The organism is Mesorhizobium sp. LCM 4577, from assembly GCF_001854795.2.
In the GTDB taxonomy this organism is placed as follows: Bacteria; Pseudomonadota; Alphaproteobacteria; order Rhizobiales; family Rhizobiaceae; genus Mesorhizobium; species Mesorhizobium plurifarium.
Window position 1 is genome coordinate 26,144 of record NZ_MDDU01000001.1, and the last position, 24,431, is coordinate 50,574.

Sequence of the window (24,431 nt, forward strand, 5' to 3'; positions counted from 1 at the left end):
CGGAACCGCCTTCCATGTGGCGATCAAGCCCTGACTTTCAAGATTATGAGACTTTCAAGATAACAGGATCGTGGCCGGTTGCCTTGACGAATCTGATCAGGTCGGCGGCGGCGATCGAGGTCGTCGCCTCATTGGTCAGCGGGTGGCCGTTGATGATGTCATGGCCCATCAACGCCTCGTCGAGAACAACCTTCACCTTGCCCTCCGTGTCGTTGATCAGCCCGAAAACGGTGACCGCGCCGGGGATGACGCCGAGCAGCTCCATCAGCATCTCCGGCTTGCCGAACGACACCCGGCTGGCGGCGCCGATCAGATGGTGGATCTGCTTCAGGTCGACCACGGCGTCCTCGCCGACGGTGACGAGGAAATAATTGTCCTTCTTGTCCTTGAGGAACAGGTTCTTGGTGTGGCCGCCGGGAATCTCGCCACGTAAGGACTGCGAATCGGCGACCGTGAACAGCGGCGGGTGCCTGACCGTCGAGACGGAAATGCCGAGATCGGCGAGAAATTCGTTGAGCTCGGCTTCGGTCTTCGGCATCGGTCCTCGCGCGGTCGAACAAGATCATGCCGTTTACGGCCAACAATGCCGTCGGGGCAAGGCCGCCGAAGCAATTCCGGGAAAGGAGCAATTCGGGAAAGGCGGGGGGCGGCTTTGCGCGCGGATTCGTGATCCGCCCGGTTGCGCGCCACTTCGATGCTTTCGAGGCGGCCGTCGCCGGGGGGAGAAATTCACTGCAAAAAAGACCGTCATTTCCCTGTTGCAATCGCCGCGCTCTTCGGCCATATAGGCGCGGCTTGCGGCCCGAGGCCGCGTGAGCGGGTGTAGCTCAGGGGTAGAGCACAACCTTGCCAAGGTTGGGGTCGGGCGTTCGAATCGCCTCACCCGCTCCAGTTTCCTCATAGAGGATCAAGCAAACGAAAAGCCGCGGACCTCCGCGGCTTTTTCGCGTTTAGGACCGCAAACAGCCCCAGGCCCAAAGCGCTCCGGAGTTGCGCGGAACCGTCGGCGAGGACCGGCAGAGCAAGTTCAGGAAAGTGTGAGCGATCAGGCTCGGCGCCTTTGCCGTAGCTTCCACCCACGGATCTCCCGCAAAGGGATCAAGCACATGGTTCACGCGATATTTTCCTTCAACAGGCACGTCGGCCATCCGCAAAGTATCCGCGGCCCTTCAGACTTGAGTCGCAAGCCGAAGGGACTGTAGAGCCTCTTTTGCCAGGCGCCGGACAACTATATGTTGCGTGAAGTGTCGGACTTGATCCGGCTGGGCAGTCTCGCGGGGCACATTCCCGCAAGTCGTTATATTGGGGCTTAGACCAATTCCAGGAAAGGCGTGAGCGCGGTTTTCCGTTTCGGAATTGCGTCAAAACGAAGAGCTGGCAAAACAGCCATGAGGTTCACAGCCTTACAGGATCCGTGCGGCCAATGGATGGTTTATGACCTGTGGTCCGATTGCCCGGCGCAGATACCGGACAGGGYGCTGCTTGGCCTGACGCGCGAGGAAGCGGAAGAACTCGCCGGCAAGGCCAATGAGTTCCTCTCGACACCACGATCGGTTACGTTTTCTCGCTATTTAAAGCTTTTATCGATATGTCAGTGGCCCAACCCGGAAACGTCGGACTCTGTTCCGTCTTCTATGCGTGTGGCGGAAGCGCGCTCCAGTTCCAAGGCGAGCTCATGGTCTAAGCCGAGGCTTAGAGTGGTCCAGCGGTCTCCGTGAAACGGTGAAACGCTCCGGGCTTGCGGAATTGCCGCGCCGGTCGTGCATCCAAGATTCAACCCCCGATCACATCGGATAACGTTTGCGTTCCACCTCCGTTTGAACGCCCGGGGTGGCCTCTATATGTCGTTTCAGGGCCGAGAACCGCCGGCGGTGAATGGCCTAACACCGCGACACGACGCGACCGGACGGCCCGTTTCGGAAAAAGCGGATTTACCGCTTCCTCCATCACGAGGAGATGTCATCATGCGTTCTTTCATCCCAAAGATCATCGCGGCCGCCTCGATCTTCGCGGCCATACCGCTTTCGAGCGCCTATGCCGTGCACCGCCACCATAGGGCACAGGTCGACACCATGACCACGGCGTCGGTGCCGGCGACCCCGGAAACGAGAGCCGCCACGCAGCAGCTGCTTGGCGTGAAGCAAGGTATCCGCGACGCCAGACAGGCCGGCAAGATCTCCGAGGACAAGGCCCGCGACCTGATGCGGCAGGCGGATGCCATCCAGCCCACCGGGGGCCGTTCGGCGATCGGAGAGATCAACGACCTGGATCAGCGGCTTCAGAATGCCACCGGCCAAGGGACCTATATGGGCGACGGCTCGGACGGCGGCTATTATCCGAACGGCTGACGAACCTGCATTYCTGGTAAGGCGGCTGCCGGTGTGATGAGCCTTTCCCGGCCTCACACCGGTGCTGCGGCGTGCCCACAATGCTGATGCGGTCGCCTAATGATTATGGGATTGCTGGAACCCTGCCACGTCATATTGCGACACGCTCTTCGGGTTCTTCGAATTCTGCGGCTGCTCGCCTGCGTAATGCGTTCCCGCGTTGCCGTCCGGGTTGAAGGCCGAACCCGGAGCGGGGGCGGCGTGGCCCGGAGTGGCATCGCCCGTCTCGGGGGTGCCGATGGTTTGGTTCGGCTGGCCCGTCGTTCCGGTCACGGTGTGGACGTTGGCGGCCAAGGCCATGCCGGTTGAGGCTATGAACAAGCTGGTTGCTATCGGCGTGAGGAGATGTCTCATCATGGTCTCCCAAAAGCATTGGATTTCAGGAGGGCGCTCGGGTCTTTGGAGCACCCGGCGGACATTCATGCGCCGTTAACGCTCTTGGAACGTCATTCGTCCCGGCTCTCACGAAACGGTGATGGGCTAGCGGAGCCCGCCGGCAAGCCGCGACGGGCCGCGGCAACTACGCCAGCCTTGCCCGCGTCGTCCGCGGCGTCGCCAGCAGCAGGCTGGTCTCGCTGCCCGTTATGCCGGGAATCAGCCGGATGCGGCGCAGCACCGCGTCGAAATCCGTCAGCGTGGCGGTGCCGAGCTCCACCACAAGGTCCCAGCGGCCGTTGGTGGTGTGGATGGTCGAGACCTCGGCGAGGCCGCCCAGCGCCTTGACGACACGGTCGGCGGCGTGGCCCTCGATCTCGATCATCATCACGCCGCGTATTCTCTGATCGACCGCGTCGGCGCGCAGCACCACCGTGTAGCCGATGATCTCGCCGGATTTTTCCAGCCGCTCCATGCGCGCCCGCACCGTGGCGCGCGAGACGCCGAGATCGACGGCGAGGTCGGAGACGCTGCGCCGCGCATCGTGCCTGAGCAGCGTCACCAGTCTTTCGTCGAGCGCATCCATGATTGCCCACTTCGATCAAATTGCTTGTCCAGGATGATAAATCATTCTTCTCGAAATGCCAATTTCGCCTATTCAAACCGCCAGCGGTCGGTGATCCAATCAAGCCAATCAATCACGAGGCTACGAAAATCATGCGCTGCAGGATCGTCGGCGCGCCGGTGCAGGACGGCGCGGGCAGAATGGGATGCGAAATGGGGCCGAGCGCGCTGCGCACGGCGGGGCTGGTTTCGGTGCTGGCCGGGCTCGGCCATGAGGTCGAGGACTGGGGCGCGGTCGAGAAGGCGGTGGCGCGCCCGGTGGCGCACGGCAACCTCGCGCTGAAGGCGCTGCCGGAGATCTCCGCCTGGACGGCGGCGATCGCCGAAACCGCCTACGCCGCTTCGCGGGACGCCATGCCGATTTTCCTCGGCGGCGACCATTCGATCTCCGCCGGCACGGTATCGGGCGTGGCGCGTCGCGCCGCCAAACGCGGCCGGCCGCTCTTCGTGCTGTGGCTCGACGCGCATCCCGATTTCCACACGCTGGACACCACCACCAGCGGCAACCTGCACGGCGTGCCGCTCGCCTATGCCAGCGGCCAGGCCGGCTTCAAGGGCTATTTCCCGGATCTGCCGCAAGCGGTCGACCCGACCCGCATCTGCGCCCTCGGCCTGCGCAGCGTCGACCCGGCCGAGCGCCGCGCGCTCGCAGAGGCAGGCGTGACCGTGCACGACATGCGCGCCATCGACGAGCACGGCATTGCGCCCTTGCTGCGCGCCTTCCTCGCCCGCGTCGAGCAGGAGGACGGGCTGCTGCATGTCAGCCTCGACGTCGATTTCCTCGACCCCTCGATCGCGCCGGCCGTCGGCACCACCGTTCCCGGCGGCGCCACCTTCCGCGAGGCGCATCTGGTGATGGAGATGCTGTCCGACAGCTGCCTCGTTTCCAGCCTCGACCTGGTCGAATTGAACCCGTTCCTCGWCGAGCGCGGCCGCACCGCCACCCTGATGGTCGACCTCACCGCCAGCCTGATGGGCCGCCGCATCATGGACCGCCCGACCCGCAGCCATTCCGGAAGCCTCTGATCATGACCCAGCCTTCGCGCCTCGCCATCGTCCCCTTCGTCAGCGTCGACCGCATGATGAAGCTCGTGCTCGCCATCGGCGTCGAGCGCTTCCTCACCGAGCTCGCCGCCTATATCGAGGAGGATTTCCGCCGCTGGGAGCTGTTCGACAAGACGCCGCGCATCGCCTCGCACAGCCATGACGGCGTCATCGAATTGATGCCGACCAGCGACGGCAAGATGTACGGCTTCAAATATGTCAACGGCCACCCGAAGAACATGCGCGAAGGCCGCCAGACCGTCACCGCCTTCGGCGTGCTCGCCGATGTCGGCTCCGGCTATCCGATGCTCTTGACCGAAATGACCATCCTGACGGCGCTGCGCACCGCCGCCACCTCGGCGGTTGCGGCAAAATACCTGGCGCCCAAGGGTTCGCGCGCCATGGCCATCATCGGCAACGGCGCCCAGTCCGAGTTCCAGGCCGTCGCCTTCAAGGCCCTGCTCGGCATCGACAGGCTGCGGCTCTACGACATCGACCGCTCGGCCTCGGAAAAATGCGCCCGCAACCTCGCCGGCAAGGGCTTCGACATCACCATCTGCGCGGCCGGCCAGGACGCGGTCGAAGGCGTCGACATCATCACCACGGTGACGGCCGACAAGCAGTACGCCACCATCCTCACCGACAACATGGTCGGCTCCGGCGTCCACATCAACGCCGTCGGCGGCGACTGCCCCGGCAAGACGGAGCTGCACCGCGACATCCTCTTGCGCTCCGACATCTTCGTCGAGTTCCCGCCGCAGACGCGCATCGAGGGCGAGATCCAGCAGCTCGACGCCGACCATCCGGTGACCGAGCTGTGGCAGGTGATGACCGGGAAGGTTAAAGGGCGCAAGGCGCCCGAGCAGATCACGCTGTTCGATAGCGTCGGCTTCGCCACGGAAGACTTTTCCGCGCTGCGCTACGTCCGCGACCAGCTCCAGGCCACCGGCCTCTATGAGGAGCTCGACCTGCTCGCCGACCCCGACGAGCCGCGCGACCTGTTCGGCATGCTGGAGAGGGCGGCCTTGGAGCCAGCGGCGTGAGGCCAATCGCATAGGGCCTCCCCCTCTCCGTCCGCTTCGCGGACACCTCTCCCCCACCTTCGGCGGGGGCGAGGAACCCAAGCTTGCGAAGGTCGCACCCTCGGCGATTGGCGTTTTCCTCGCCCCCGCAGAGCGGGGGAGAGGTGGATCGGCGCGCAGCGCCGAGACGGAGAGGGGGCCAGCGCCGGCGTCGACAATTGCCGCCACTACCCCACCGCCGCGCAGCTCTCCCTCTCCACCAGCACCGGCGCCAGCACCTCGCGCCTTGACGGCGCCGCCGGCTCGCCCAACCTCTCGAGCAGAAGGCTCACCGCGCGCGTGCCGATCTTCTCCACCGGCTGCGCGATCGTCGTCAGCGGCGGCCAGGTGGTGACGGCATAGGGAATGTCGTCGAAGCCGACCATCGAGATGTCGTCGGGAACCCGCAATCCGCGTGAGCGCAGCACGGTCAGCGCGCCCATCGCCATCAGGTCGTTGCAGGCAAACAGCGCCGTGATGTCCGGCGCCTGCGCCATCAATTGTTCCATCGCCAAGCGCCCGCCTGCGAAATGATAGTCGGAATCGACGATCGACGAGGCCGGCAGGTCGAGACCCGCTTGCTTGAGCGCCCGCACGAAGCCGCGCAGGCGGGCGGGGCTGGAGCTGGAATCGCGCGGCCCGCCGATGACGCCGATCTTTTGGTGACCAAGCCCGGCCAGGTGTTTGCCGGCGAGGTAGCCGCCATGCTCATGGTCGACCAGCACCGAATCGACATTGACCGACTGGATCTCGCGGTCGAGCAGCACCGCTGGCACGCTGGGCAGCAGGCGGGCGAACACCCGCGCGTGGTCGGACGAGCCGGCGAAGATCAGCCCGTCGATCTTCTTGGCCATCAGCACCGAGAGATAGCGCTCCTCCTTCTCGGCATTGCCGTCGGAGTTGCACAGGATCACCGTGTAGCCGGAGACGAATCCGGCATCCTCGATCTGGCGCGCCACGCTGGCGAAGAACGGGTTGGAATTGTCGGGCAGCAAGAGGCCGATGGTCTTGGTCTCGCCGCGCCTGAGGCTTCGCGCCACCGAGTTCGGGCTGTAGCGCAGCGCGCTGATCGCGGCGCGCACGCGCTCGGCCGTTTCCGGCTCGACATGGCGCGTATGGTTCATCACGTGCGAGACGGTGGCGACGGACACCCCCGCGTGGCGTGCGACATCAGCAATCGTCGTCATGGCCTTCAGCCCCTGGTGCCCCTTAGCGGATCCTCCGCAGCAGCCTCTCCCGGTACGCGTCTAGGATGACCGCGAGCACGATGACAAGGCCGATCACGATGGGTTTGAAATTGTCGCCGACGCCGAGCAGCTGCAATCCGGTGGAAAGCACCTGCAGGWTGCAGGCGCCGACCAGCGTGCCGATGATCGAGCCCTTGCCGCCGCTGAGGCTGGTGCCGCCGATGATGACGGCAGCGATGGCGTTGAGCTCGTAGCCGATGCCGGCGATCGGGCTGCCGATGTTGAGGCGCAGGAGATAGACCATGGCTGCGATGCCGGCGGTGAGCCCGCTGATTGTGAAGGCGGCGACCTTGTAGAAATCCGGATTGTGGCCCGACAGCCTCACGGCCTCGTCATTGGTGCCGACGGCGAAGATCATGCGGCCGAAGACGGTGAAGCGCAGCACGAACCAGCCGGCCGCGATCACCAGCACCGCGACCAGGAAGATCGACGGCAGGAAGCCGCCGATGATCAGGTTGCCGAAATCGACGAAACTCTGCGGCAGGCCGGTGATGGTGGAATTGTCGCTGACGACGCGCGCCGCGCCAGCCGCCATGTTGAGCATGCCCAGCGTGACGATGAAGGACGGTATCTTCCAGCGCGTCGAGATCCAGCCATTGAGGAAGCCGCAGACGGCGCCCGTCGCCATGCAGGCGAGCAGCGCCAGCGTGATCGCGATCGTCGGCGACAGGCTCTCGTTTATCATCACGGTGGCGCCGACCACCGTGCAGAGCGCCAGCACCGAGCCCACCGAAAGGTCGATGCCGCCGGTGAGGATGACAAAGGTCATGCCGGCGGCCAGCACCGTGTTGATGGCGATCTGCACGAAGATCTTCAGCGCGTTGCCGGAGGTGGCGAAATAAGGCGCGGTGGCCGAGAAGAACAGCGTGATCAGCACCAGCGCCAAAAGCACGCCGGCATCGCGCACCAGGAAGCGCAGGAATTTTGCCCGGCCGGGGGAAACAGGCGCCGAAACGACTATCTCGGACGTCTCGCTCATGGTCGCACATACTCCTGATAGGCGAGCGACAGGATGCGCTCCTGGTCGAATTCGGCGCGCGGCACCTCGCCGACGATCTTGTTCCTGGAAAAGACGATGATGCGGTGGCACATGCCCATCAACTCGGGCAGGTCGGACGACACCATGATGATGCCCTTCTGCTGCGCCGCCAGCATCCACAGAAGCTGGTAGATCTCGCGCCGCGCGCCGATGTCGACGCCGCGCGTCGGCTCGTCGAGGATCAGCGTCGAGGTACCGCGGAACAGCCACTTGGCCAGAACCACCTTCTGCTGGTTGCCGCCGGAGAGATTGCGCACCGCCTGCTCGATCGAGCTTGCCTTGACGCGGAGCTGGCCGACGAGATCGTTGGCGGCCGCGGCCTCCGCCCTGCGGTTGAGCAGACCGTTGTGCGAGACTTTGCCGAGATCGGTGATGGTGATGTTTTTGTCGACGGCCATGTCGAGCAGCAGGCCCTGGCCCTTGCGGTCCTCGGTGAGCAGGCTGAGCCCATGCCGCACCGCATCCTTGGGCGCGGCGACCGCCACCGGCTTGCCGTCGATCTCGACGACGCCGTCGAGCTTGGGATCGGCGCCGAACAAAGCGCGCATCGCTTCGGTGCGGCCGCTRCCGACCAGTCCGGCGACGCCGAGGATTTCGCCATGGCGCACGGCGAAGGAGATGTCCGGGGTGGAAGCATCGCGTTTCAGATTGGCGACGCTGAGCGCGATCTTGCCCGGCACGATCGAAGCATCGAAACCATATTCGTCGGCGATGTCGCGGCCGATCATCATGCGGACCAAATCGGGCACGCTAAGGCCCTCGAGATCGCGCGTCGCGACCAGTCGGCCATTGCGCAAGACGGTCACCCGGTCGCCGATCTCGAACACCTCGTGCAGCCGGTGCGAGATGTAGATGATGGTGACACCCCGGGCCTTCAGCCGCTTGATGATGGAAAACAGCCGCTCGATCTCTGGCGGCGTCAGCGTCGCCGTCGGCTCGTCGAGCACGAGCAGCTTGGAGTCGTAGCTCAACGCCTTGGCGATCTCGACCAGCTGCATCTGCGCCACGCCCAGCGCCTCGACCCGTATGCGCGGATCGATGTCGAGGCCGACTTCCTTCAGCAACGCCACGGCGCGGCTGTTGAGCGCCTTGCGGTTGACGATGCCGAAGGCGTGGCGCGGCAGGCTTTCCAGCATCAGGTTCTCGGCGATGCTGAGATAGGGCAAAAGGTTCAGCTCCTGGTGCACGATGCGGATGCCGCTCTGCTGCGCGTCATGCGGCGTCTTCGGCTGGTAGGGCTGGCCGTTGAAGGCGATCCTGCCCGAATCCGGCTGGTAGATGCCGGCGAGCAGCTTGATCAGCGTCGACYTGCCGGCGCCGTTCTCGCCCAGGATGATATGGGTCTCGCCACGCGCGATCGACAGCGACACGTCGCTCAGCGCGACGGCGCCGGGAAAGATCTTTCCGACCCCTTCAAGGCAGAGAATCGCATCCATGGGCAGGCAGAATCCTAAATCGCGCATGTCAGCGGCGATAGCGGCGCTCCGTCACCGCCGCCGGAACTGTCGGCGGCGGTGACGAGAGAGACGAAGCGGATCGCCGGAAGGGAGCGCCGGCGCCCAACTCGCCTATGCGGTGATCAGCTTGATATCGGTCTTGACCCAGCCGGAGAATTTCTCGCCGGCAAGCTCGCGCAGGCCGTAGTCGATGCCCATGGCCGCCATCTGCGCGCCATACTGCTCGACCGTGGCCAGCATCTTGCCGCTCTTCAAGAGCGGGCCGACGGCCGGGATATTGTCGAAGCCGACGACCTTGATCTGGCCCGACTTGCCGGCCGCGTCGATCGCCTTGACGACGCCGAGCGCCATCGAATCGTTCGCCGCCATCACGCCCTGGATGTCGGGATGCTGGGTGAGGAAGTTGGTCATCAGCGTGTTGGCTTCCTCGGTCTCCCAATGCGCGGTCTTGGAATCGAGCAGGTCGAGGCCGTACTCCTTCACCGAATCGTCGAAGCCAAGCTTGCGCTCCTTGGCGTTGTCGGCTTCCGGGTTGCCTTCGAGGATGACGACCTTGCCGCCCTTGCCCAGCGCCTTGCCGAGCGCATCGCCGGCGAGCTTGGCGCCGGCGCGGTTGTCCGGGCCGAAGAAGGCAAGGTCGATGCCGGCCTTCTTCTTGGCCTCGGTGTCGAGCGCCACGTCGATGTTGATGACCTTGATGCCGGCCTTCAGCGCCTTGGCGATCGGCGTGACCATGGCCTTTGAATCGGCCGGCGCCACGACGATGATGTTGTAGTTCTGGGTGATGAAGTTCTCGATCGCGTCGACCTGGGCGGCGAAGTCGCGCTCGTCCTTCATGCCGACGGCGGCGAAATCGAACTTGTCCTTGTTCTTCGCCGCATACTCCTCCGCCCCGGCCTGCATCTGCTTGAAGAACTCGTTGGCCAGCGACTTCATCACCAGCCCGACCTTCGGCTTGTCGGCGGCAAAGGCCGGACCGAGCGGCAGAGCCAGCGCGCCGGCAGCCAAGGCGCTGGTCTTCAGGAACTCGCGCCGCGAGAGCGGGCCAAGCCCGTGCGTGTTCGAAATCTTGCTCATTAGTCTCCCTCCACTTGATTGAGCCGTAATCGGTTACGTAACCGATTACGCGCCAAGGTAGAGCCGGAATTTGCCAAGTGTCAATATCAGCGAGGGCCGCCGGTTGGAGGGTCGGCCGCGTTCAGCCGCATCTTCAGCCACTTGGCCGAAAAGTCACTGAACGCCCGCACTCTTGGATTGCCTTTCAGGTCCGGGTGATAGAGCACCCACAGCTCCGAGGCGAGTTCTTCGACCGTTTCGCTGACGCGCGACAACCGCCGCGCCGCGCCGAGATAATCCGGCAGCAGCGCTTTGCCCCAGCCGGCCTCGGCGGCGGCCGCAGCCGCCGTGAGGCTGTTGACCCTCAGCCGGATCTCGTCCTCCCGCACATTCGCCTTCAGCCACCGCGCCGCCGGCAGGGCGGACAGGGGCGCGTCGAAGCCGATCCATCCTTCCGACGATTTATTCCCCGTATAGACGGCGTAGGAAAACCGCGCCACGCGCCGGCCGACCAGCATCTCGGGCGGCGTCAGCGTCGGACGAATGGCGACGTCGGCCTCGCGCCGGCCGAGATCGGCGAAGCTGTTGTTCACCTCCAGCGACAGAGCGATGCCGCGATGGGCCTCGCCGAAGGCTTTCAGGCAGGCGCAGGCGATGTCGAGCAGCGTATCGGCGGTCGTCACATTGAGCGGCCMGACCAACCGGTCGTCCTGCGCCGCCACGCGCCGCTCGACCTCGGCAAGTCGGTCGCGCAGCTCCTCCGCCGCATCGAGGAAGGGCTCCGCCCTGCCGGTCGGCACGAGCGCGTCGCCGAGACGCTCGAACAGCGTGCCGCCGGTGCGCTTCTCCAGCTCCCTCAGTTGCCGGTAGATCGTCGCGATATGAGTGCCGAGCCTCACCTGCGCACCGCGCACCCCGCCCGCCGCCGCGATCGCCGCCACCAGCCGCACATCGTCATAGTCGATCATTTTCGCATCCATGCGAATGAGAATAACAGAATTGCTCAATGCGCTCGCATTGCCGCGAATATATATCGCGCTCCGGAGACGAACCAGCCTGCTCGGGAGAACACATGAGCTGCATCCTGCATATCGAGGCCTCRCCACGCGCCGACCGTTCCTGGTCGAGCAAAGCCGCCGACAATTTCCTCGGGCAGCTGAAAGAGCGGCTGCCGAAGGTGGAAGTCGACCACTTCAACATCTGGACCGCCATCCTGCCGAGCTTCGACGGCGCTGCGATTGACGCCAAATACGCCAGGCTTTCCGGCATGCCGCAGACAGACGCGCAGAGCCGCGCCTGGACGCTGATCGGCCACTATGTGGCAAGGCTCGACGCGGCAGACGCTGTCCTGATCTCGACGCCGATGTGGAATCTCGGCGTCCCTTACCGACTGAAGCATCTGTTCGACCTGGTCACGCAGCCGGGCCTGAGCTTCTCCTTTAACCCGGCGACCGGCTACGCGCCGCTGCTCAGCGCGCGGCCGACCGCCGTGCTGATGGCGACCTCCGGCGACTTCACCGAAGGTCCCAGCTACGGACGCCCGGATCTGGCGACACCCTATCTGCGCACCGCGCTTGCCTTTATCGGCCTGAAAGATGCGTCGATCGTCCATGTCTCGCCGACCATCGGCCAGCCCGAAGCGGTGGAAGCCGGTGTCAGGCGAGCCGAGGCCGAGTTGCGGCGCCTGGCCGCCGATTTCGCCGCGAGGCTCGCATGAGCCCGTCGCTGGCCTGGCTGTTTCTCGTCATCTCCGGCATCACCGACGTCGCCTGGGCGCTCGCGACCAAGAAATCGGCCGGGTTCACCGAGCCGCTCTGGGCGGTGGTCTCGCTGGTGCTCCTGGTCGTCTTCATCGCGCTTTTGACCAAGGCGCTGACCGTCCTGCCGCTAGGCACCGCCTATGCCGTATGGACCGGCATCGGCGCCGTCGGCTCCTTGGTCGCCGGCATCGTGTTCTTCGGCGAAAGCACCGACGCCGTGCGGCTCACCTTCGCGGCGGTGACGATCCTGGGCGTGGTGGGGCTGAAGGTAAGCTCGTAGGGAAGGCACGCGGCGCCTTCCCTAACTTTGCTCGTCACCGCCAGCCCAACGCCGGTGCGACATGCTTCAGGATCGACTCGATGACATGGGCGTTGTAGTCGACGCCGAGCTGATTGGGCACGGTGAGCAGCAGCGTGTCGGCCTCGGCGATCGCCTCGTCCTCTCTCAGCTGCTCGACCAGCTTGTCCGGCTCGGCGGCATAGGTGCGGCCGAACACGGCGCGCTTCTCCGGCTCGATATAGCCGAAATGGTCCTCGCCCTCGCTGCCGCCGAAATATGCGCGGTCCATGTCGTTGACGATGGCGAAGATGCTGCGGCTGACCGAGACGCGCGGCTCCCGCGTGTGGCCGGCTTCCTTCCAGGCGGCGCGGTAAGCCCTTATCTRCTTGGCCTGCTGGACATGCAGCGGCTCGCCGCTCTCGTCGAATTTCAGCGTCGAGCTCTGCAGGTTCATGCCGAGCTTGGCCGCCCACACCGCGGTGGCGTCGGTCGCTGCGCCCCACCAGATGCGCTCGCGCAAGCCGTCCGAGAAGGGTTCCAGCCTGAGCAGGCCGGGCGGGTTGGGGAACATCGGCCGCGGATTGGGCTGGGCGAAACCTTCGCCGCGCAACAGGTCGAGGAAGATCTCGGCGTGCCGGCGCGCCATGTCGGCGTCGGTCTTGCCCTCTTCCGGCACGTAGCCGAAATAGCGCCAGCCATCGATCACCTGCTCGGGCGAGCCGCGGCTGATGCCGAGCTGCAAACGCCCGCCGGCGATGAGGTCGGCAGCACCCGCGTCCTCGGCCATGTAGAGCGGGTTCTCGTAGCGCATGTCGATGACGGCGGTGCCGAGCTCGATACGCCGGGTCTTGGCGCCCGCCGCGGCAAGCAGCGGGAAGGGCGAGGCGAGCTGCCGGGYGAAATGGTGGACGCGATAATAGGCGCCGTCGGCGCCGAGTTCCTCGGCCGCGACCGCAAGGTCGATCGACTGCAGCAGCGCGTCGGCGCCCGAGCGCGTGCCCGATTGCGGCGAGGGCGACCAATGCCCGAACGACAGAAATCCGATCTTCTTCATGGCTCCATTCCTGCTGGAGCGGCCCATCGGCCGCTTAAACTTCTTGTTGCTCCAGCAGATAGCCAGGCCAGCGCCGCGATACAACGGACACCGAATGGATACAGACCGTCAATGAGTTCCTCGAAATGTTCGGTCCGCCCTTCGCTTCCCGCGGAACGGATGGGCTCATACTTGGCGTTCTCGCTGCCACCCGAGCGCTGTATCGTTCTCGCCAACTGATGATTCCGAACTATAGGATGCTTTGATGCATGGCCTGACACCCATATTGTCCACCGTGACGGCTTCTTTCCTGGCGTCCTTCGTCGAGGTCGTCGAAGCCTTCACCATCGTGCTTGCCGTCGGCGTGACGCGCAGCTGGCGCCCGGCGCTGACGGGCGCGGCGCTGGCGCTTGCCTTGCTGRCGGCCCTGGTGCTGGTTTTTGGGCCGCTGCTGGCGCTCGTCCCGATCACCGTCCTGCAATTCGTGGTCGGCGTGCTTTTGATCCTGTTCGGCATGCGCTGGCTGCGCAAGGCGATCCTGCGCAGCGTCGGCGTGATTGCGCTGCATGACGAGGAGYAGGCCTTCTCCAAGGAGACTGCGGAGCTTCGTCAACAAGCCGCCGACCGTCGCGCCGACTATCTGGCGGCCGTCGCGTCGTTCAAGGCGGTGCTGCTCGAGGGCGTCGAAGTGGTGTTCATCGTCATTGCCGTCGGCGCCGCGCATGGCCAGACGCTCTATGCCGGCTTCGGCGCGCTGGCGGCCTTCGTGCTGGTGATGCTGATCGGTCTCGCCGTGCACCGGCCCTTGGCGCGCGTGCCCGAGAATGCGCTGAAATTCGTGGTCGGGTTGATGCTGACCAGTTTCGGCGTGTTCTGGACCGGCGAGGGCCTCGGCGCCGAATGGCCGGGAGCCGACCTCGCTCTGCTCGCCATCTTCGCCGTCATTGCCGCCGCGTCCTTCGCCATCGTTCGCTGGCTGCGCGGCGCTTACCCGGCGCCTGCCGAAGGAGTTGCTCGATGAGCGTGATTCGTCTCGTCTTCAAGGGGCTGATCGGCATGTTCGTCGACGACGGCAGCCTGGCGTTGCTGGCGCTGATCCTGATCGCGCTGATCGCCGCCGCGGTGAAGCTATTGGCGCTGCCGCCGCTCGTCGGCGGCGTCCTGCTTCTCGCCGGCTGCCTGGCAATTCTTCTGGAAAGCACCCGTCGCGCGGCGCGCGACAAGGCGCGCTGACCGGGGTTGAACCTCGTCATCCACGGGCGGAGCGACGCGAAGCGGAGCGCACGACAGGGCGCGCTGGACCAAGGCAACTTCTGGAAATCAGCGCAAGCGCCGGGGATTGGCTGGAGCCTCCCAACCTCGTCATTCAAGGGCGAAGCAGGAGCGCAGCTCCGTCGCGAAGACCCTGGAATCCATGCCGTTACCTTGATCGACGGGCGCAACGGCGCAGAATTCTGCACCGCGGCAACGCTTCCAAGTCACGGAATGGATTCTATGGTCGGCGCGCGTCGCTCCGCTCCTTGCTCCGCCATAGAATGACGACCGGACAAGCGCCTCAGCCAATCTCCAACGCATGCCGCTTGCCGGCAAACATAGCCGCCGGTCAAATCCGCGCCGCGCAACTAATAGACCGTGAAAAGCGTCGGCAGGTCCCCGCTGAGGCGGAAATATTCCACCGCCTCGATGATCGGGAACAAAGCCAGGAAATAGAGCCCGTCGCGGAACGTGTTCCGCAGCGCGCTCGTCGAAAACAGCCACTGCGCCTCGTCGCGGTAAAGCAGCGGATTCGGCCAGAAGGACGGCGTGCGTTCGGCATAGGCCGCGTAGACCGCGCCGAATTTGCCGGCGAGGTACTCGGCCTCCTTGCGCGCGGTGAAGCGGAAGACAAGGAAGCTCGCCAGGCCGAGCATTGCGGCCGCCAGCACCGAGCCGAACATCAGCCCGATGCCGGCCGCGCCGACGGTCGAGAAGAAGTAGAGCGGGTTCCGGGTCATCGAGAACGGACCGGAGACGATCAGCTCGTCATTCTTCCTGCCGCCGACGAAGAGGATGCTCCACAGCCGGCCGAGGAAACAGATCAGCACCATCGCGAAGCCGATCGTCTCGACGATCTCGTGCCCGTCCGAGCCTTCGGCCAGCGCCGGCTTGCTGAACAGAAGCAGGATCAGGGCGAGCACGGCGGCCACCTGAACGACGATCAGGCGCTTGTGCTGGTCGAACGCTTTCGGCGCCGATTTGAGGGACGTGTAGGCCATTCTTTCTCACCGCTCCGGTGCCGACGGGGACACCGAGGCTTCTCTAGCCCTTCCGCTCCGCGCTGACGAGGCCCGTCCAGTGTTTTTGGCCGACCTTACGAATTTGTAAGCGCGCGGACAGGCTGCGGTGAATTCCCATCCCTAGGCTGATTGCCACCGGTTGTCGGCTTGAACAGAGCGCCGACGACCGGCCCTTACAGGACAACAGCCATCGCCATGATCACGGCAATCGACGAATACAACTCCGAGCTGAACCGGGTCCCGGACGTCACTCTCGATTTCTGGCTGATCAAGGTCATGGCGGTGACCATGGGCGAGACGGCGGCCGATTATCTCGCCGTCAATCTCGGCCTCGGCCTCACGGTCACGTCGCTCATCATGACCGGCATTCTGATTGTCGCGCTCGCCCTGCAATTCGCGCAGAAGCGCTACGTGCCCTGGGCCTATTGGCTGGCGGTCGCGCTGATCAGCATCGTYGGCACCCTGGTCACCGACAATCTCGTCGACAATTTCGGGGTGCGRCTGGAGACGACGACCATCGTCTTCTCGGTCGTCTTGGCGCTGACTTTYATCGCCTGGTACGCCAGCGAAAGGACCCTGTCGATCCACACCATCTTCACCACCAGGCGCGAGATCTTCTACTGGCTGGCGATCCTCTTCACCTTCTCGCTCGGCACAGCGGCCGGCGATCTGATGGCCGAGCGCTTCGACCTCGGCTATCTCACCACCGGCCTCATCTTCGGCGGCGTGATCGCGGCGATCGCGCTTGCGTGGTTCTTCCTTGGCCTCAACGGCATCCTCGCCTTCTGGCTCGCCTATATCCTCACCCGGCCGTTCGGCGCCTCCTTCGGCGACCTGCTTTCGCAGCCGGCGGAATATGGCGGCATGGGCTTCGGCACCACCTTCACCAGCCTGGCCTTCCTCGGCTGCATCGTGGTCATCGTTCTCTATATGACGCTGAAGAGGCTGATCGACGAGGACGAACAGGCCCTGCTCGATTGAAAGCGCTGCACAGGGATTTTGACCGTCGGCTCTGTTTGCGTTGGCTGGCGGCATGCGTTGGAGATTGGCCGGAATGCCCATCGCGATCGTTGGGGGCGGCAACCGCGTCGTGCTTGTCGCTAAAACGGCTCTCGCAAAAATGTGTAGCGGTCTTCGCTCCGGCAACGCGTAAAAACAGATGGTTAGAGCATGATCCCGAAAAGTGGGAACCGGTTTTCGGAGAAAGATCATGCTCCAACAAAGAGTTAGATCGTGAGGGCGATTCAACGAAACGCCATCACGATCTAGAGCAAACGAGGACACAGAGGCCGGCCTGGAAAAAGCCGCAGCCGGCGCTACCATGCCGGTCAGGTTGAGGCGGCAAGGACAGCACGGGGCGATGCGACTTCTGCTTGTTGAGGACGATCCGAGAACCGCCGACTATATCGTCAGGGGACTGACCGAGGCCGGCCATGTCTGCGATTTGCTGCGCGACGGCCATGACGGCCTCTTCGCCGCGACCCGCAACGCCTATGACGTGATCGTCGCCGACCGCATGGTGCCCGGCCTCGACGGCCTGTCGATGATCAAGGCGGTGCGTGCCGCCGGCATCCGCACGCCTGCCATTTTCCTGACTTCGATCGGCGGCGTCGACGACCGCGTCGAGGGCCTGGAAGCCGGCGGCGACGACTATCTGGTCAAGCCCTTCGCCTTTTCCGAACTGCTTGCCCGCATAAACGCGCTCGGCCGCCGGCCGGCGGCGCAGGAGCAGAAGACGGCGCTGCGCGTCGCCGATCTCGAGATGGACCTGATCCAGCGCCGCGTGACCCGGCGGGGCCAGCCGATCGACCTGCAGCCGCGCGAGTTCAGCCTGCTCGAAGTGCTTATGCGCGGCGAAGGCCGCGTCATCACCCGCACCATGTTGTTGGAGCGCGTCTGGGATTTTCATTTCGACCCCAAGACCAGCGTCGTCGAGACGCATATCAGCCGGCTCAGGGCCAAGGTCGACAGGCCCTTCGACGTGCCGCTGATCCACACCGTGCGCAACACCGGCTACAGCCTCCATGTTCCGGCTTGAAGCGGTTCGGCATTTGATAGATTCGCCGACCTGCTCTAACTCTCTGTTTTCCCGCAATTCCGGAGGAAAACCGCTATGCGCTTCTCCTGGAATTGCCGCAGGAGGTTTGAACGCATGCGCGGCTCCGGGATCGGCGCGTCGCCGGTCATGAGTTTGGGATGAGCGAGGCCCGCTCCCGCCTGTTGCGCAGCACGCCGTTCAGGCTGGCGCTGACCTTCGCCTTCCTGTTCCTGCTTGCCTTCATCCTGTCCGGCGCGGTCGTCTATCAACTGATGAGCGCCTCGCTTGCCAAGCAGCTCGACCAGTCGATCAAGGAGACCTACTCCCTCATCGCCGCGACCCATGCCGAGAGYGACGAGGAGGATCTCGTCTCCACCGTCAGGGACCATGCCCAGTTCAGCCAGGACAAGGACGAGATCTTTTCCCTCACCGATCGGAACGGCAACGGCCTCGCCGGGGATTTCGCCGCCGCCGGCCTGCCGGACGGCTTTTCGATGTTCGCTGCCAACTTGCCGGGTGTGCCGCCAGGCACCGAATACCGCGCCTACTCAGGCACGGTCGGCGACAACAATCTGACGGTCGCCTTCTCGCTTTCGGAAACCGAGGATCTCGAAAGGATTGTGTTGATGAGCTTCGGCTGGGCGACGCTCTTCATCACCGTCCTGGCGATCGGCGGCGGCGCGGTGCTTGCCTCGCGGGTCCAGCGGCGCCTCGACGGCATCGCCAGCACCATGGTCGACGTCTCGCATGGCCGGCTCGGCGCGCGCATCCCGCTGATCGGCAATGGCGACGACATCGACGCCGTCTCCGCCCAAGTGAATGCGGCGCTCGAGCGCCTGTCGGCCCTGGTCGACGGCATGCGCGAAGTGAGCGCCAACATCGCCCATGATCTCAAGACGCCGCTCAACCGGCTGCAGATGATCCTGGAATCCGCCGCCGACAAGACGGTGTCGGGTGAGGACGTCTCGACCGAGCTGACCGACGCCCGCGCCGAAAGCCAGCAGATCAACACCACGTTCGACGCGCTTCTTCGCATCGCCCAGATCGAGGCCGGCGCCCGCAAGGCGCGCTTCGTCGATCTCGATGTCGGGCCGGTCGTCGAGACCATCGGCGAAGTCTATGCCGATGTCGCCGAGGATGACGGCAAGTCCCTGTCCACGATGATCGTTCCGGATGCGAAATGGTATGTGCACGGCGACCGCGACCTGCTCATGCAGATGCTGGCCAATCTGGTCGAGAACGCGCTCAGGCATTGCCCGCCGGGCACCGCGATCGAGCTGTCGGTGACCGGCGGAGGCGGCCACGTCCTCATTCACGTCCGCGACAATGGCCCGGGCATCCCCGCCGAGGAGCGCGAAAAGGTGTTCCGCCGGCTCTACCGGCTCGATGCCAGCCGCACGACGCCGGGCAGCGGCCTGGGCCTGAGCCTTGTCAAGGCGGTGGCCGACCTGCATGGCGCCGAGATAGTGCTCGAGGACCGCAATCCGGGTCTCGGCGTCACCGTCAGCTTTCCGGCCGTCGCGTCCGCCTGATGATCCGCTACCGCGCGGCGGCCGCCCGGCGGAAATCGGAGGGCGACATGCCGGCGAGCTTGCGGAACGATTTGTTGAAGGCGCTGAGCGAACCGAAGCCCGATTCCATGGCGACCCTCAGCACATTGGCGTCCTCATGCATCAACAGCGCCTGCGCGTAGCTCAGGCGCAAAAGGTTGACATATTCGTTGAGCGTCATGCCGGTCGATTTCTTGAACAGGCTCATCGCGTATTTGGGATGGATGTCGGCGGCCGCGGCGATCGTCACGCAGTCGATGTCGTAGAGGAAATTCTCGGCGATGAAATCGCACATGCGCCCGACATTGCGCGAGGACTGCTGGTCGAAGGCATTGCCGGCGCCTTGCCCGGCCAGCCTTTCCGGCACCAGCCGGTAAGGCTCGAAACGCACCCGCTCGAGCCGCAGCAGCAGCTCGTTGACGGCGTGCTCGGCCCTGGCCGGATCGCCCGAGCGCGCATATTCGTTCCAGCGCTTGAAATTGTCGTTGTCCGACTGGTCGGTGGCGTCGGTCACCAGCGTCGCGCCGGTCATCAGCCGGTGGCGTATGTCGGCCGGCAGATGCAGGCGGAAGAAATGCACCAGAGGCAGATGCGCGCCGGCATAGATCGCGTCGTCGGAGAGGTCGTCCATCTGGTGCGGCAGGCCGCCCCAGAACAGGCACATCTCGCCGGCCGAGAGCGCGATCTCGTGCTCGGCCATGCGGTAATGCACCGATCCCCGGACGATGAAGTTCACTTCCACCTGGGCGTGCCAATGCGGCTTCAGCATCACCAGCGGGTGGTTGTGGAACATCTGCAGCATGAGCGGCAGTCCTTCGACGCTGCTCGCGCCGGGCTGGTAGAACGGACGCTCCGGCATCTTACTTTCCGCCAACTTCTTATTCCCTTCGACGGGGACAAGCCTTCCGCGCCGCATAGTCTAGCCACGCTCACAGTGAGAGAGCAAATGAAATGGGAGGATTTCAATGCGCACTACACTGACCTGCGCCGCGCTTATGCTTGCCCTGGGTTCCGGCCCGGCCCTGGCGCAGTCCGGCGAGATCACCATCTGGAGCTGGAACATCGCCGCCTCGTCGCTGAAGGCGACGATCGAGGGCTTCAACAAGAAATACCCCGACATCAAGGTCACCGTTCAGGACCTCGGCAACCAGCCGACCTACGACAAGTCGATCGCCGGCTGCGCCGCCGGCGGCGTCGGCCTGCCCGACATCGTCTCGATCGAGAACGGCGAGGCGGAGAACTACTGGAGCCAGTTCCCCGACTGCTTCGTCGACCTGCACACGCTGGGCTACACGGCGGAAGACCAGAAGAAATTCCCCGACTTCAAGCGCACCGAGCTCGAAGTCGGCGACAAGGCCTATGCCATGCCCTGGGATTCCGGCCCGGTCGCCGTCTTCTATCGCCGCGACTTCTACGAGAAGGCCGGCGTCGACCCGGCTTCGATCAAGACCTGGGACGATTTCATCGCCGCCGGCAAGAAGATCCAGGCCGCCAATCCGGGCGTCTCGATGACCAATGCCGATTTCAACGGCGACACCGAATTCTTCCGCATGATCTCCAACGAGCAGGGCTGCGGCTATTTCGCCGAGGACGGCCAGTCGATCACCGTGGCCGAGCCGAAATGCGTCGACGCCATGACCAAGGTCAAGGAGATGAAGGACGCCGGCATCGTCTCGTCGGCCGACTGGTCGACCAAGATCACCAACAACACCGCCGGCACCGTCGCCAGCCAGGTCTATGGCGGCTGGTATGAGGGCACGATCCGCACCGAATCGCCGAAGGAAAGCGGCAAATGGGGCGTCTACCTGATGCCGAGCCTGACCGCCGACGGCCCACGCGCCGCCAATCTCGGCGGCTCGTCCTTGGCCATCACCTCGGCCTCGAAGAACAAGGAGGCGGCTTACGCCTATCTGAAATACACGCTGGAGACCAATGAGGGCCAGATCACCATGCTGAAGGATTTCGGCCTGGTGCCGTCGCTGATCTCGGCGCTCGAGGATCCTTACGTCGCGCAGCCGCAGCCCTATTGGGGCGACCAGCCTGTCTGGAAGGATATCCTGGCGACGCTCCCCAAGGTGGTGCCGAGCCGGGGCACGCAATTCCAGAGCGACGCCGAGATCATCCTGCGCGCCGTGCAGACCAAATACCTGGCCAACGGCTACCCCGACGCCAAGGCCGCGCTCGACGACGCCGCCAAGCAGATCGCCGCCGCGACAGGTTTGCCGGTTAAGTAAGCACCGCCTCCCCTTCTCCCCTTGTGGGAGAAGGTGGATTGGCGCGCAGCGCCAAGACGGATGAGGGGTGTTGGACGGATTGCCGTCGTTGCCAAGCTGGAACACCCCTCATCCGGCCGCTTCGCGGCCACCTTCTCCGGCAAGGGGAGAAGGGAAAGATAGGGAAAGGAGGAAGCCAATGCGCACACAGAACGCCACCGCGTACCGCTTCCTCACGCCCTATCTCCTGATCTTCGCCATCTTCTGGATCTGGCCGATCATCTCGTCCTTCCTGATCTCCTTCCAGGCGACGCGCACCGTGCCCTGGCGCTTCGCGCCGACGTTCAACTGGGGCCGCCTGGTCGGCGACCCCGCCTTCTACAACGCGCTGAAGAACACGCTGCTGATCCTGGTCATCCAGGTGCCGGTGATGATTGCGCTGGCGATCGTCATGGCGGTGCTTCTGAACTCGCCATTGCTCAAGGCGCGCGGCCTCTATCGCTTCGCCTTCTTCGCTCCGGTGGTGGTCGGCGAGGTCGCCTATTCGGCCGTGTTCCGGCTGATGTTCAGCCTCGATTTCGGCATCGTCAACAAGCTCCTGGAGAGCGTCGGCCTGGCCAAGATCGACTGGTTCTCCAACGTCACGCCGGCCATGGCGCTGATCATGATCGCGGTCACCTGGCGCTGGGCCGGCTACAACGCCATCATCATCCTGGCCGGCCTGCAGTCGATCCCGGAGGACGTCTACGAGGCGGCGACGCTCGACCGTGTCAGCAAACTAAGGCAGTTCTTCTACATCACGCTTCCGTTGCTCAAGCCCGTCATCGTCTTCTGCGCCGTGCTGTCGATCATCGGCACCATGCAGCTCTTCACCGAGCCCTTCCTGATCACCGAGCGCGGCGGGCCGGGCGGCGGCACCGAGACGCTGGGGCTGCTGCTCTACCGCCAGGGTTTCCGGTCGCTCAATTTCGGCTACGCCTCGGCCGTCGCCTACACCATGGCGGGCCTGGCGATCGCCATCACTTTGGTGYAGCTCTGGCTGACGAGAGAGCCGAAATGACCTCGCGTTCGCAAAGACGGCTCGGGCGCAGCGTCCTGCTCCATCTTTTCCTGACGCCGCTGGCGCTGGTCTGGCTGTTCCCGCTGTGGATGATGGTGGTGTTCTCCACCATGCCCGACAACGGCATCTTCAGCCCCGGCATCGAGCTTCTGCCGCACGACAATTTCCTCGACAATGTCGCCAATCTGCAGCGCGACACCAATTTCATCGGCGCCATCGGCATCTCGGTCTCGGTGGCGGTGACCTACACGGTGCTTTCGGTGCTGCTCACCTCGATGGCCGGCTGGGCGCTGGCGCGCTACGAGTTCCACGGCAAAGGCGCGGTGGTCGCCATCATCTTCGGCACCATCACGCTTCCCTATGCGGTGGTGCTCATCCCGCAATTCATCATGGTGGCGCGCGACTTCGCGCTCGCCAACACCTGGATCGCGCTGATCGTGCCGCCGCTGTTCAATTCGCTGGGCGTGCTCTTCATGCGCCAGGCTTTCTCGATGATGCCAGCCGAATTGTTCGACGCGGCGCGCGTCGAGGGCGTCAAGGAATGGCGGATCTTCCTGTTCGTGGCGCTGCCGCTGGCCCGCCCAATGCTGGCGGCGCTTGCGATCATCCTCTTCCTCGCCTCGTGGAACAACTATCTCTGGCCGCTTTTGATCAACAGCCAGCCGGGCGCGATGACGGCGCCGGTGGCGCTGGGCACCCTGATCGGCCTGACCAAAGTGTCCTGGGGCGGCATCATGGCCGGAGCGGTGATGCTGACCGTGCCGATGCTCATCGTCTTCGTGCTGTTGCAGCGCCATTTCATCGCCGGCATCGCCGCCGGCGCGGTCAAGTAGGAAGGAGCGCAATGGCGGCCGTCACCCTCACCAATGTCATAAAACGCTTCGGCAACTTCGAGGTCGTGCACGGCGCGAACATCGACGTCGCCGACGGCGAGTTCGTCGTCTTCGTCGGCCCCTCCGGCTGCGGCAAGTCCACGCTTCTCAGAATGATCGCCGGGCTGGAGGACATCAGCGGCGGCGACATCGCCATCGGCGGCAAGGTGATGAACGATGTTGAGGCGGCCGACCGCGGCATCGCCATGGTGTTCCAGTCCTACGCGCTCTACCCGCATATGACGGTGGAACAGAACCTCTCCTTCGGACTCCGCATGAACGGCAATCCGAAGGCCGACACCGAGCGCCGTGTGAAGCGCGCGGCCGAGATCCTGCGCATCGACGAATTGATGCAGCGGCGGCCGAAGCAATTGTCCGGCGGCCAGCGCCAGCGCGTCGCCATCGGCCGCGCCATCGTGCGCGAGCCGCAGGTTTTTCTCTTCGACGAACCGCTCTCGAACTTGGACGCCGAGCTGAGAGTCCAGATGCGGGTCGAGATCTCTCGCCTGCACAAGGAGCTCGGCGTCACCATGATCTATGTGACGCACGACCAGACCGAGGCGATGACATTGGCCGACCGCATCGTCGTGCTGAAGGCCGGCAATGTCGAACAGATCGGCGCGCCGCTCGACCTTTATGACGACCCGGCCAACCGATTCGTAGCCGGCTTCATCGGCTCGCCGAAGATGAATTTTCTCAGCGCCAAGGTCGTCGACACGTCGAACAGCGCCGCGATCATCGAGCTTGTCAATCACGGCGGCGCCAGGCTGCGCAAACCGCTTTGCGAAGCCTTTCCAGCCGTCGGCGCCGAGGTGGTGCTCGGCGTCAGGCCGGAGCATTTCTTCGAGGCCGGCGAAGGCGATTGCGACATTCCGGTCAAGGCCGACGTCGCCGAGCATCTGGGATCCGTGAGCTATGTCTACGCCAATGCCGGGCCCGAGGAGCTGATCGTCGAGCGCGAGGCCTCGCGGCAGCGCGCCAGCGGCGATCATTTCACCGTTTCGATCAAGGCGGAACGCGCGCTGCTTTTCGACAAGGCGGGCGCGAGGATCCGCTGAC

25 protein-coding genes and 1 tRNA gene are annotated in these 24,431 nt (G+C 64.5%); 15 read left to right on the forward strand and 11 right to left on the reverse strand.

The window, feature by feature from the left end:
- Nucleotides 1-43: 43 nt before the first annotated feature.
- Entirely contained in the window at nt 44-538 is a 495-nt protein-coding gene (locus LCM4577_RS00130) for a prolyl-tRNA synthetase associated domain-containing protein (protein WP_041010111.1), read from the reverse strand.
- A 278-nt stretch (nt 539-816) separates the two neighbouring features.
- Here LCM4577_RS00130 and LCM4577_RS00135 point away from each other — a divergent pair.
- Both LCM4577_RS00135 and LCM4577_RS00140 read left to right on the forward strand, forming a co-directional pair.
- Nucleotides 817-891: transfer RNA gene (locus LCM4577_RS00135), tRNA-Gly, on the forward strand.
- A 1,073-nt stretch (nt 892-1,964) separates the two neighbouring features.
- Nucleotides 1,965-2,348, forward strand: a complete 384-nt coding sequence (locus LCM4577_RS00140) for a hypothetical protein (protein ID WP_071068906.1) — start codon at nt 1,965-1,967, stop codon at nt 2,346-2,348.
- Between the two features lie 96 nt (nt 2,349-2,444).
- Here LCM4577_RS00140 and LCM4577_RS00145 read toward each other — a convergent pair whose 3' ends face one another.
- Together LCM4577_RS00145 and LCM4577_RS00150 are read right to left on the reverse strand one after the other, a co-directional pair.
- Nucleotides 2,445-2,741, reverse strand: coding sequence for an adenylate cyclase (locus LCM4577_RS00145; RefSeq protein ID WP_244508185.1), 297 nt, complete (start codon nt 2,739-2,741; stop codon nt 2,445-2,447).
- A gap of 166 nt (nt 2,742-2,907) precedes the next feature.
- Nucleotides 2,908-3,348: an Lrp/AsnC family transcriptional regulator gene (locus LCM4577_RS00150; protein WP_040987948.1), complete on the reverse strand. Its 441-nt coding sequence runs from the start codon at nt 3,346-3,348 to the stop codon at nt 2,908-2,910.
- A 131-nt stretch (nt 3,349-3,479) separates the two neighbouring features.
- Here LCM4577_RS00150 and rocF point away from each other — a divergent pair, with 131 nt between their 5' ends.
- Complete coding sequence (gene rocF / locus LCM4577_RS00155; RefSeq protein WP_071068908.1) at nt 3,480-4,412, forward strand: arginase; 933 nt, start codon at nt 3,480-3,482, stop codon at nt 4,410-4,412.
- Nucleotides 4,413-4,414: 2 nt separating this feature from the next.
- On the forward strand, nt 4,415-5,473 hold the full coding sequence (locus LCM4577_RS00160; protein WP_071032361.1) for an ornithine cyclodeaminase: 1,059 nt from the start codon (nt 4,415-4,417) through the stop codon (nt 5,471-5,473).
- A 206-nt stretch (nt 5,474-5,679) separates the two neighbouring features.
- Here LCM4577_RS00160 and LCM4577_RS00165 read toward each other — a convergent pair whose 3' ends face one another.
- From LCM4577_RS00165 to LCM4577_RS00185, 5 genes are all read right to left on the reverse strand, one after another.
- A complete protein-coding gene (locus LCM4577_RS00165; RefSeq protein ID WP_071068910.1) occupies nt 5,680-6,678 on the reverse strand; it encodes a LacI family DNA-binding transcriptional regulator in 999 nt (332 codons plus the stop codon).
- A 22-nt stretch (nt 6,679-6,700) separates the two neighbouring features.
- Entirely contained in the window at nt 6,701-7,717 is a 1,017-nt protein-coding gene (locus LCM4577_RS00170) for an ABC transporter permease (RefSeq protein WP_071068912.1), read from the reverse strand.
- The gene (locus tag LCM4577_RS00175) at nt 7,714-9,213 is read right to left on the reverse strand and encodes a sugar ABC transporter ATP-binding protein (protein WP_116389942.1); all 1,500 of its coding nucleotides are present in this window, start codon (nt 9,211-9,213) and stop codon (nt 7,714-7,716) included. The genes LCM4577_RS00170 and LCM4577_RS00175 overlap by 4 nt, the downstream gene beginning before the upstream one ends.
- A 132-nt stretch (nt 9,214-9,345) precedes the next feature.
- Nucleotides 9,346-10,311 carry a sugar ABC transporter substrate-binding protein gene (locus LCM4577_RS00180; RefSeq protein ID WP_083354585.1) on the reverse strand — a complete coding sequence of 322 codons (966 nt, stop codon included), beginning with the start codon at nt 10,309-10,311 and terminating at the stop codon, nt 9,346-9,348.
- Between the two features lie 86 nt (nt 10,312-10,397).
- Nucleotides 10,398-11,258: a LysR family transcriptional regulator gene (locus LCM4577_RS00185; RefSeq protein ID WP_198541010.1), complete on the reverse strand. Its 861-nt coding sequence runs from the start codon at nt 11,256-11,258 to the stop codon at nt 10,398-10,400.
- Between the two features lie 104 nt (nt 11,259-11,362).
- Between LCM4577_RS00185 and LCM4577_RS00190 the strand changes: the two genes are divergently transcribed.
- Both LCM4577_RS00190 and LCM4577_RS00195 read left to right on the forward strand, forming a co-directional pair.
- The gene (locus LCM4577_RS00190; protein WP_071032366.1) at nt 11,363-12,007 is read left to right on the forward strand and encodes an FMN-dependent NADH-azoreductase; all 645 of its coding nucleotides are present in this window, start codon (nt 11,363-11,365) and stop codon (nt 12,005-12,007) included.
- Nucleotides 12,004-12,330, forward strand: a complete 327-nt coding sequence (locus LCM4577_RS00195; RefSeq protein ID WP_071068918.1) for a multidrug efflux SMR transporter — start codon at nt 12,004-12,006, stop codon at nt 12,328-12,330. Before LCM4577_RS00190 ends, LCM4577_RS00195 begins: the two co-directional genes overlap by 4 nt.
- A 34-nt stretch (nt 12,331-12,364) precedes the next feature.
- On the opposite strand, the gene LCM4577_RS00200 is transcribed toward LCM4577_RS00195, so the two are convergent.
- Nucleotides 12,365-13,384 (reverse strand): LLM class flavin-dependent oxidoreductase, encoded by a 1,020-nt coding sequence (locus LCM4577_RS00200; RefSeq protein ID WP_071069822.1) that lies wholly within the window; start codon nt 13,382-13,384, stop codon nt 12,365-12,367.
- A gap of 244 nt (nt 13,385-13,628) precedes the next feature.
- Here LCM4577_RS00200 and LCM4577_RS00205 point away from each other — a divergent pair, with 244 nt between their 5' ends.
- Both LCM4577_RS00205 and LCM4577_RS00210 read left to right on the forward strand, forming a co-directional pair.
- Nucleotides 13,629-14,384 carry a COG4280 domain-containing protein gene (locus LCM4577_RS00205; RefSeq protein ID WP_071068920.1) on the forward strand — a complete coding sequence of 252 codons (756 nt, stop codon included), beginning with the start codon at nt 13,629-13,631 and terminating at the stop codon, nt 14,382-14,384.
- Nucleotides 14,381-14,596 (forward strand): hypothetical protein, encoded by a 216-nt coding sequence (locus tag LCM4577_RS00210; protein WP_071032369.1) that lies wholly within the window; start codon nt 14,381-14,383, stop codon nt 14,594-14,596. Before LCM4577_RS00205 ends, LCM4577_RS00210 begins: the two co-directional genes overlap by 4 nt.
- A gap of 389 nt (nt 14,597-14,985) precedes the next feature.
- On the opposite strand, the gene LCM4577_RS00215 is transcribed toward LCM4577_RS00210, so the two are convergent.
- On the reverse strand, nt 14,986-15,618 hold the full coding sequence (locus LCM4577_RS00215; RefSeq protein WP_041009961.1) for an isoprenylcysteine carboxylmethyltransferase family protein: 633 nt from the start codon (nt 15,616-15,618) through the stop codon (nt 14,986-14,988).
- Nucleotides 15,619-15,834: 216 nt separating this feature from the next.
- Between LCM4577_RS00215 and LCM4577_RS00220 the strand changes: the two genes are divergently transcribed.
- From LCM4577_RS00220 to LCM4577_RS00230, 3 genes are all read left to right on the forward strand, one after another.
- Nucleotides 15,835-16,620: a hypothetical protein gene (locus LCM4577_RS00220; protein ID WP_071068922.1), complete on the forward strand. Its 786-nt coding sequence runs from the start codon at nt 15,835-15,837 to the stop codon at nt 16,618-16,620.
- A 379-nt stretch (nt 16,621-16,999) separates the two neighbouring features.
- Entirely contained in the window at nt 17,000-17,677 is a 678-nt protein-coding gene (locus LCM4577_RS00225) for a winged helix-turn-helix domain-containing protein (protein WP_041012386.1), read from the forward strand.
- A gap of 158 nt (nt 17,678-17,835) precedes the next feature.
- Entirely contained in the window at nt 17,836-19,209 is a 1,374-nt protein-coding gene (locus tag LCM4577_RS00230; protein ID WP_071032372.1) for a HAMP domain-containing sensor histidine kinase, read from the forward strand.
- 7 nt (nt 19,210-19,216) lie between these two features.
- On the opposite strand, the gene LCM4577_RS00235 is transcribed toward LCM4577_RS00230, so the two are convergent.
- Nucleotides 19,217-20,086 (reverse strand): helix-turn-helix domain-containing protein, encoded by an 870-nt coding sequence (locus tag LCM4577_RS00235; protein ID WP_071068923.1) that lies wholly within the window; start codon nt 20,084-20,086, stop codon nt 19,217-19,219.
- 106 nt (nt 20,087-20,192) lie between these two features.
- On the opposite strand from LCM4577_RS00235, the gene LCM4577_RS00240 reads away from it, so the two are divergent.
- From LCM4577_RS00240 to LCM4577_RS00255, 4 genes are all read left to right on the forward strand, one after another.
- A complete protein-coding gene (locus tag LCM4577_RS00240; RefSeq protein WP_041009967.1) occupies nt 20,193-21,461 on the forward strand; it encodes an ABC transporter substrate-binding protein in 1,269 nt (422 codons plus the stop codon).
- 178 nt (nt 21,462-21,639) lie between these two features.
- Nucleotides 21,640-22,500, forward strand: coding sequence for a carbohydrate ABC transporter permease (locus LCM4577_RS00245; protein ID WP_071068925.1), 861 nt, complete (start codon nt 21,640-21,642; stop codon nt 22,498-22,500).
- On the forward strand, nt 22,497-23,333 hold the full coding sequence (locus tag LCM4577_RS00250; protein ID WP_071068927.1) for a carbohydrate ABC transporter permease: 837 nt from the start codon (nt 22,497-22,499) through the stop codon (nt 23,331-23,333). The genes LCM4577_RS00245 and LCM4577_RS00250 overlap by 4 nt, the downstream gene beginning before the upstream one ends.
- 11 nt (nt 23,334-23,344) lie before the next feature.
- Nucleotides 23,345-24,430, forward strand: a complete 1,086-nt coding sequence (locus tag LCM4577_RS00255; RefSeq protein WP_071068928.1) for an ABC transporter ATP-binding protein — start codon at nt 23,345-23,347, stop codon at nt 24,428-24,430.
- Nucleotide 24,431: the final 1 nt, after the last annotated feature.

Excerpts from the sequence above, each read along its gene's own strand:
- LCM4577_RS00160 (WP_071032361.1), top strand. The coding sequence starts at position 4,415 with ATGACCCAGCCTTCGCGCCTCGCCATCGTCCCCTTCGTCAGCGTCGAC.
- LCM4577_RS00180 (WP_083354585.1), bottom strand. The coding sequence starts at position 10,311 with ATGAGCAAGATTTCGAACACGCACGGGCTTGGCCCGCTCTCGCGGCGC.
- LCM4577_RS00215 (WP_041009961.1), bottom strand. The coding sequence starts at position 15,618 with ATGGCCTACACGTCCCTCAAATCGGCGCCGAAAGCGTTCGACCAGCAC.
- LCM4577_RS00225 (WP_041012386.1), top strand. The coding sequence starts at position 17,000 with ATGCGACTTCTGCTTGTTGAGGACGATCCGAGAACCGCCGACTATATC.
- LCM4577_RS00250 (WP_071068927.1), top strand. The coding sequence starts at position 22,497 with ATGACCTCGCGTTCGCAAAGACGGCTCGGGCGCAGCGTCCTGCTCCAT.
- LCM4577_RS00235 (WP_071068923.1), bottom strand. The coding sequence starts at position 20,086 with ATGCCGGAGCGTCCGTTCTACCAGCCCGGCGCGAGCAGCGTCGAAGGA.
- LCM4577_RS00240 (WP_041009967.1), top strand. The coding sequence starts at position 20,193 with ATGCGCACTACACTGACCTGCGCCGCGCTTATGCTTGCCCTGGGTTCC.
- LCM4577_RS00195 (WP_071068918.1), top strand. The coding sequence starts at position 12,004 with ATGAGCCCGTCGCTGGCCTGGCTGTTTCTCGTCATCTCCGGCATCACC.
- LCM4577_RS00150 (WP_040987948.1), bottom strand. The coding sequence starts at position 3,348 with ATGGATGCGCTCGACGAAAGACTGGTGACGCTGCTCAGGCACGATGCG.
- LCM4577_RS00165 (WP_071068910.1), bottom strand. The coding sequence starts at position 6,678 with ATGACGACGATTGCTGATGTCGCACGCCACGCGGGGGTGTCCGTCGCC.
- LCM4577_RS00130 (WP_041010111.1), bottom strand. The coding sequence starts at position 538 with ATGCCGAAGACCGAAGCCGAGCTCAACGAATTTCTCGCCGATCTCGGC.
- LCM4577_RS00255 (WP_071068928.1), top strand. The coding sequence starts at position 23,345 with ATGGCGGCCGTCACCCTCACCAATGTCATAAAACGCTTCGGCAACTTC.
- LCM4577_RS00210 (WP_071032369.1), top strand. The coding sequence starts at position 14,381 with ATGAGCGTGATTCGTCTCGTCTTCAAGGGGCTGATCGGCATGTTCGTC.
- LCM4577_RS00140 (WP_071068906.1), top strand. The coding sequence starts at position 1,965 with ATGCGTTCTTTCATCCCAAAGATCATCGCGGCCGCCTCGATCTTCGCG.
- LCM4577_RS00145 (WP_244508185.1), bottom strand. The coding sequence starts at position 2,741 with ATGAGACATCTCCTCACGCCGATAGCAACCAGCTTGTTCATAGCCTCA.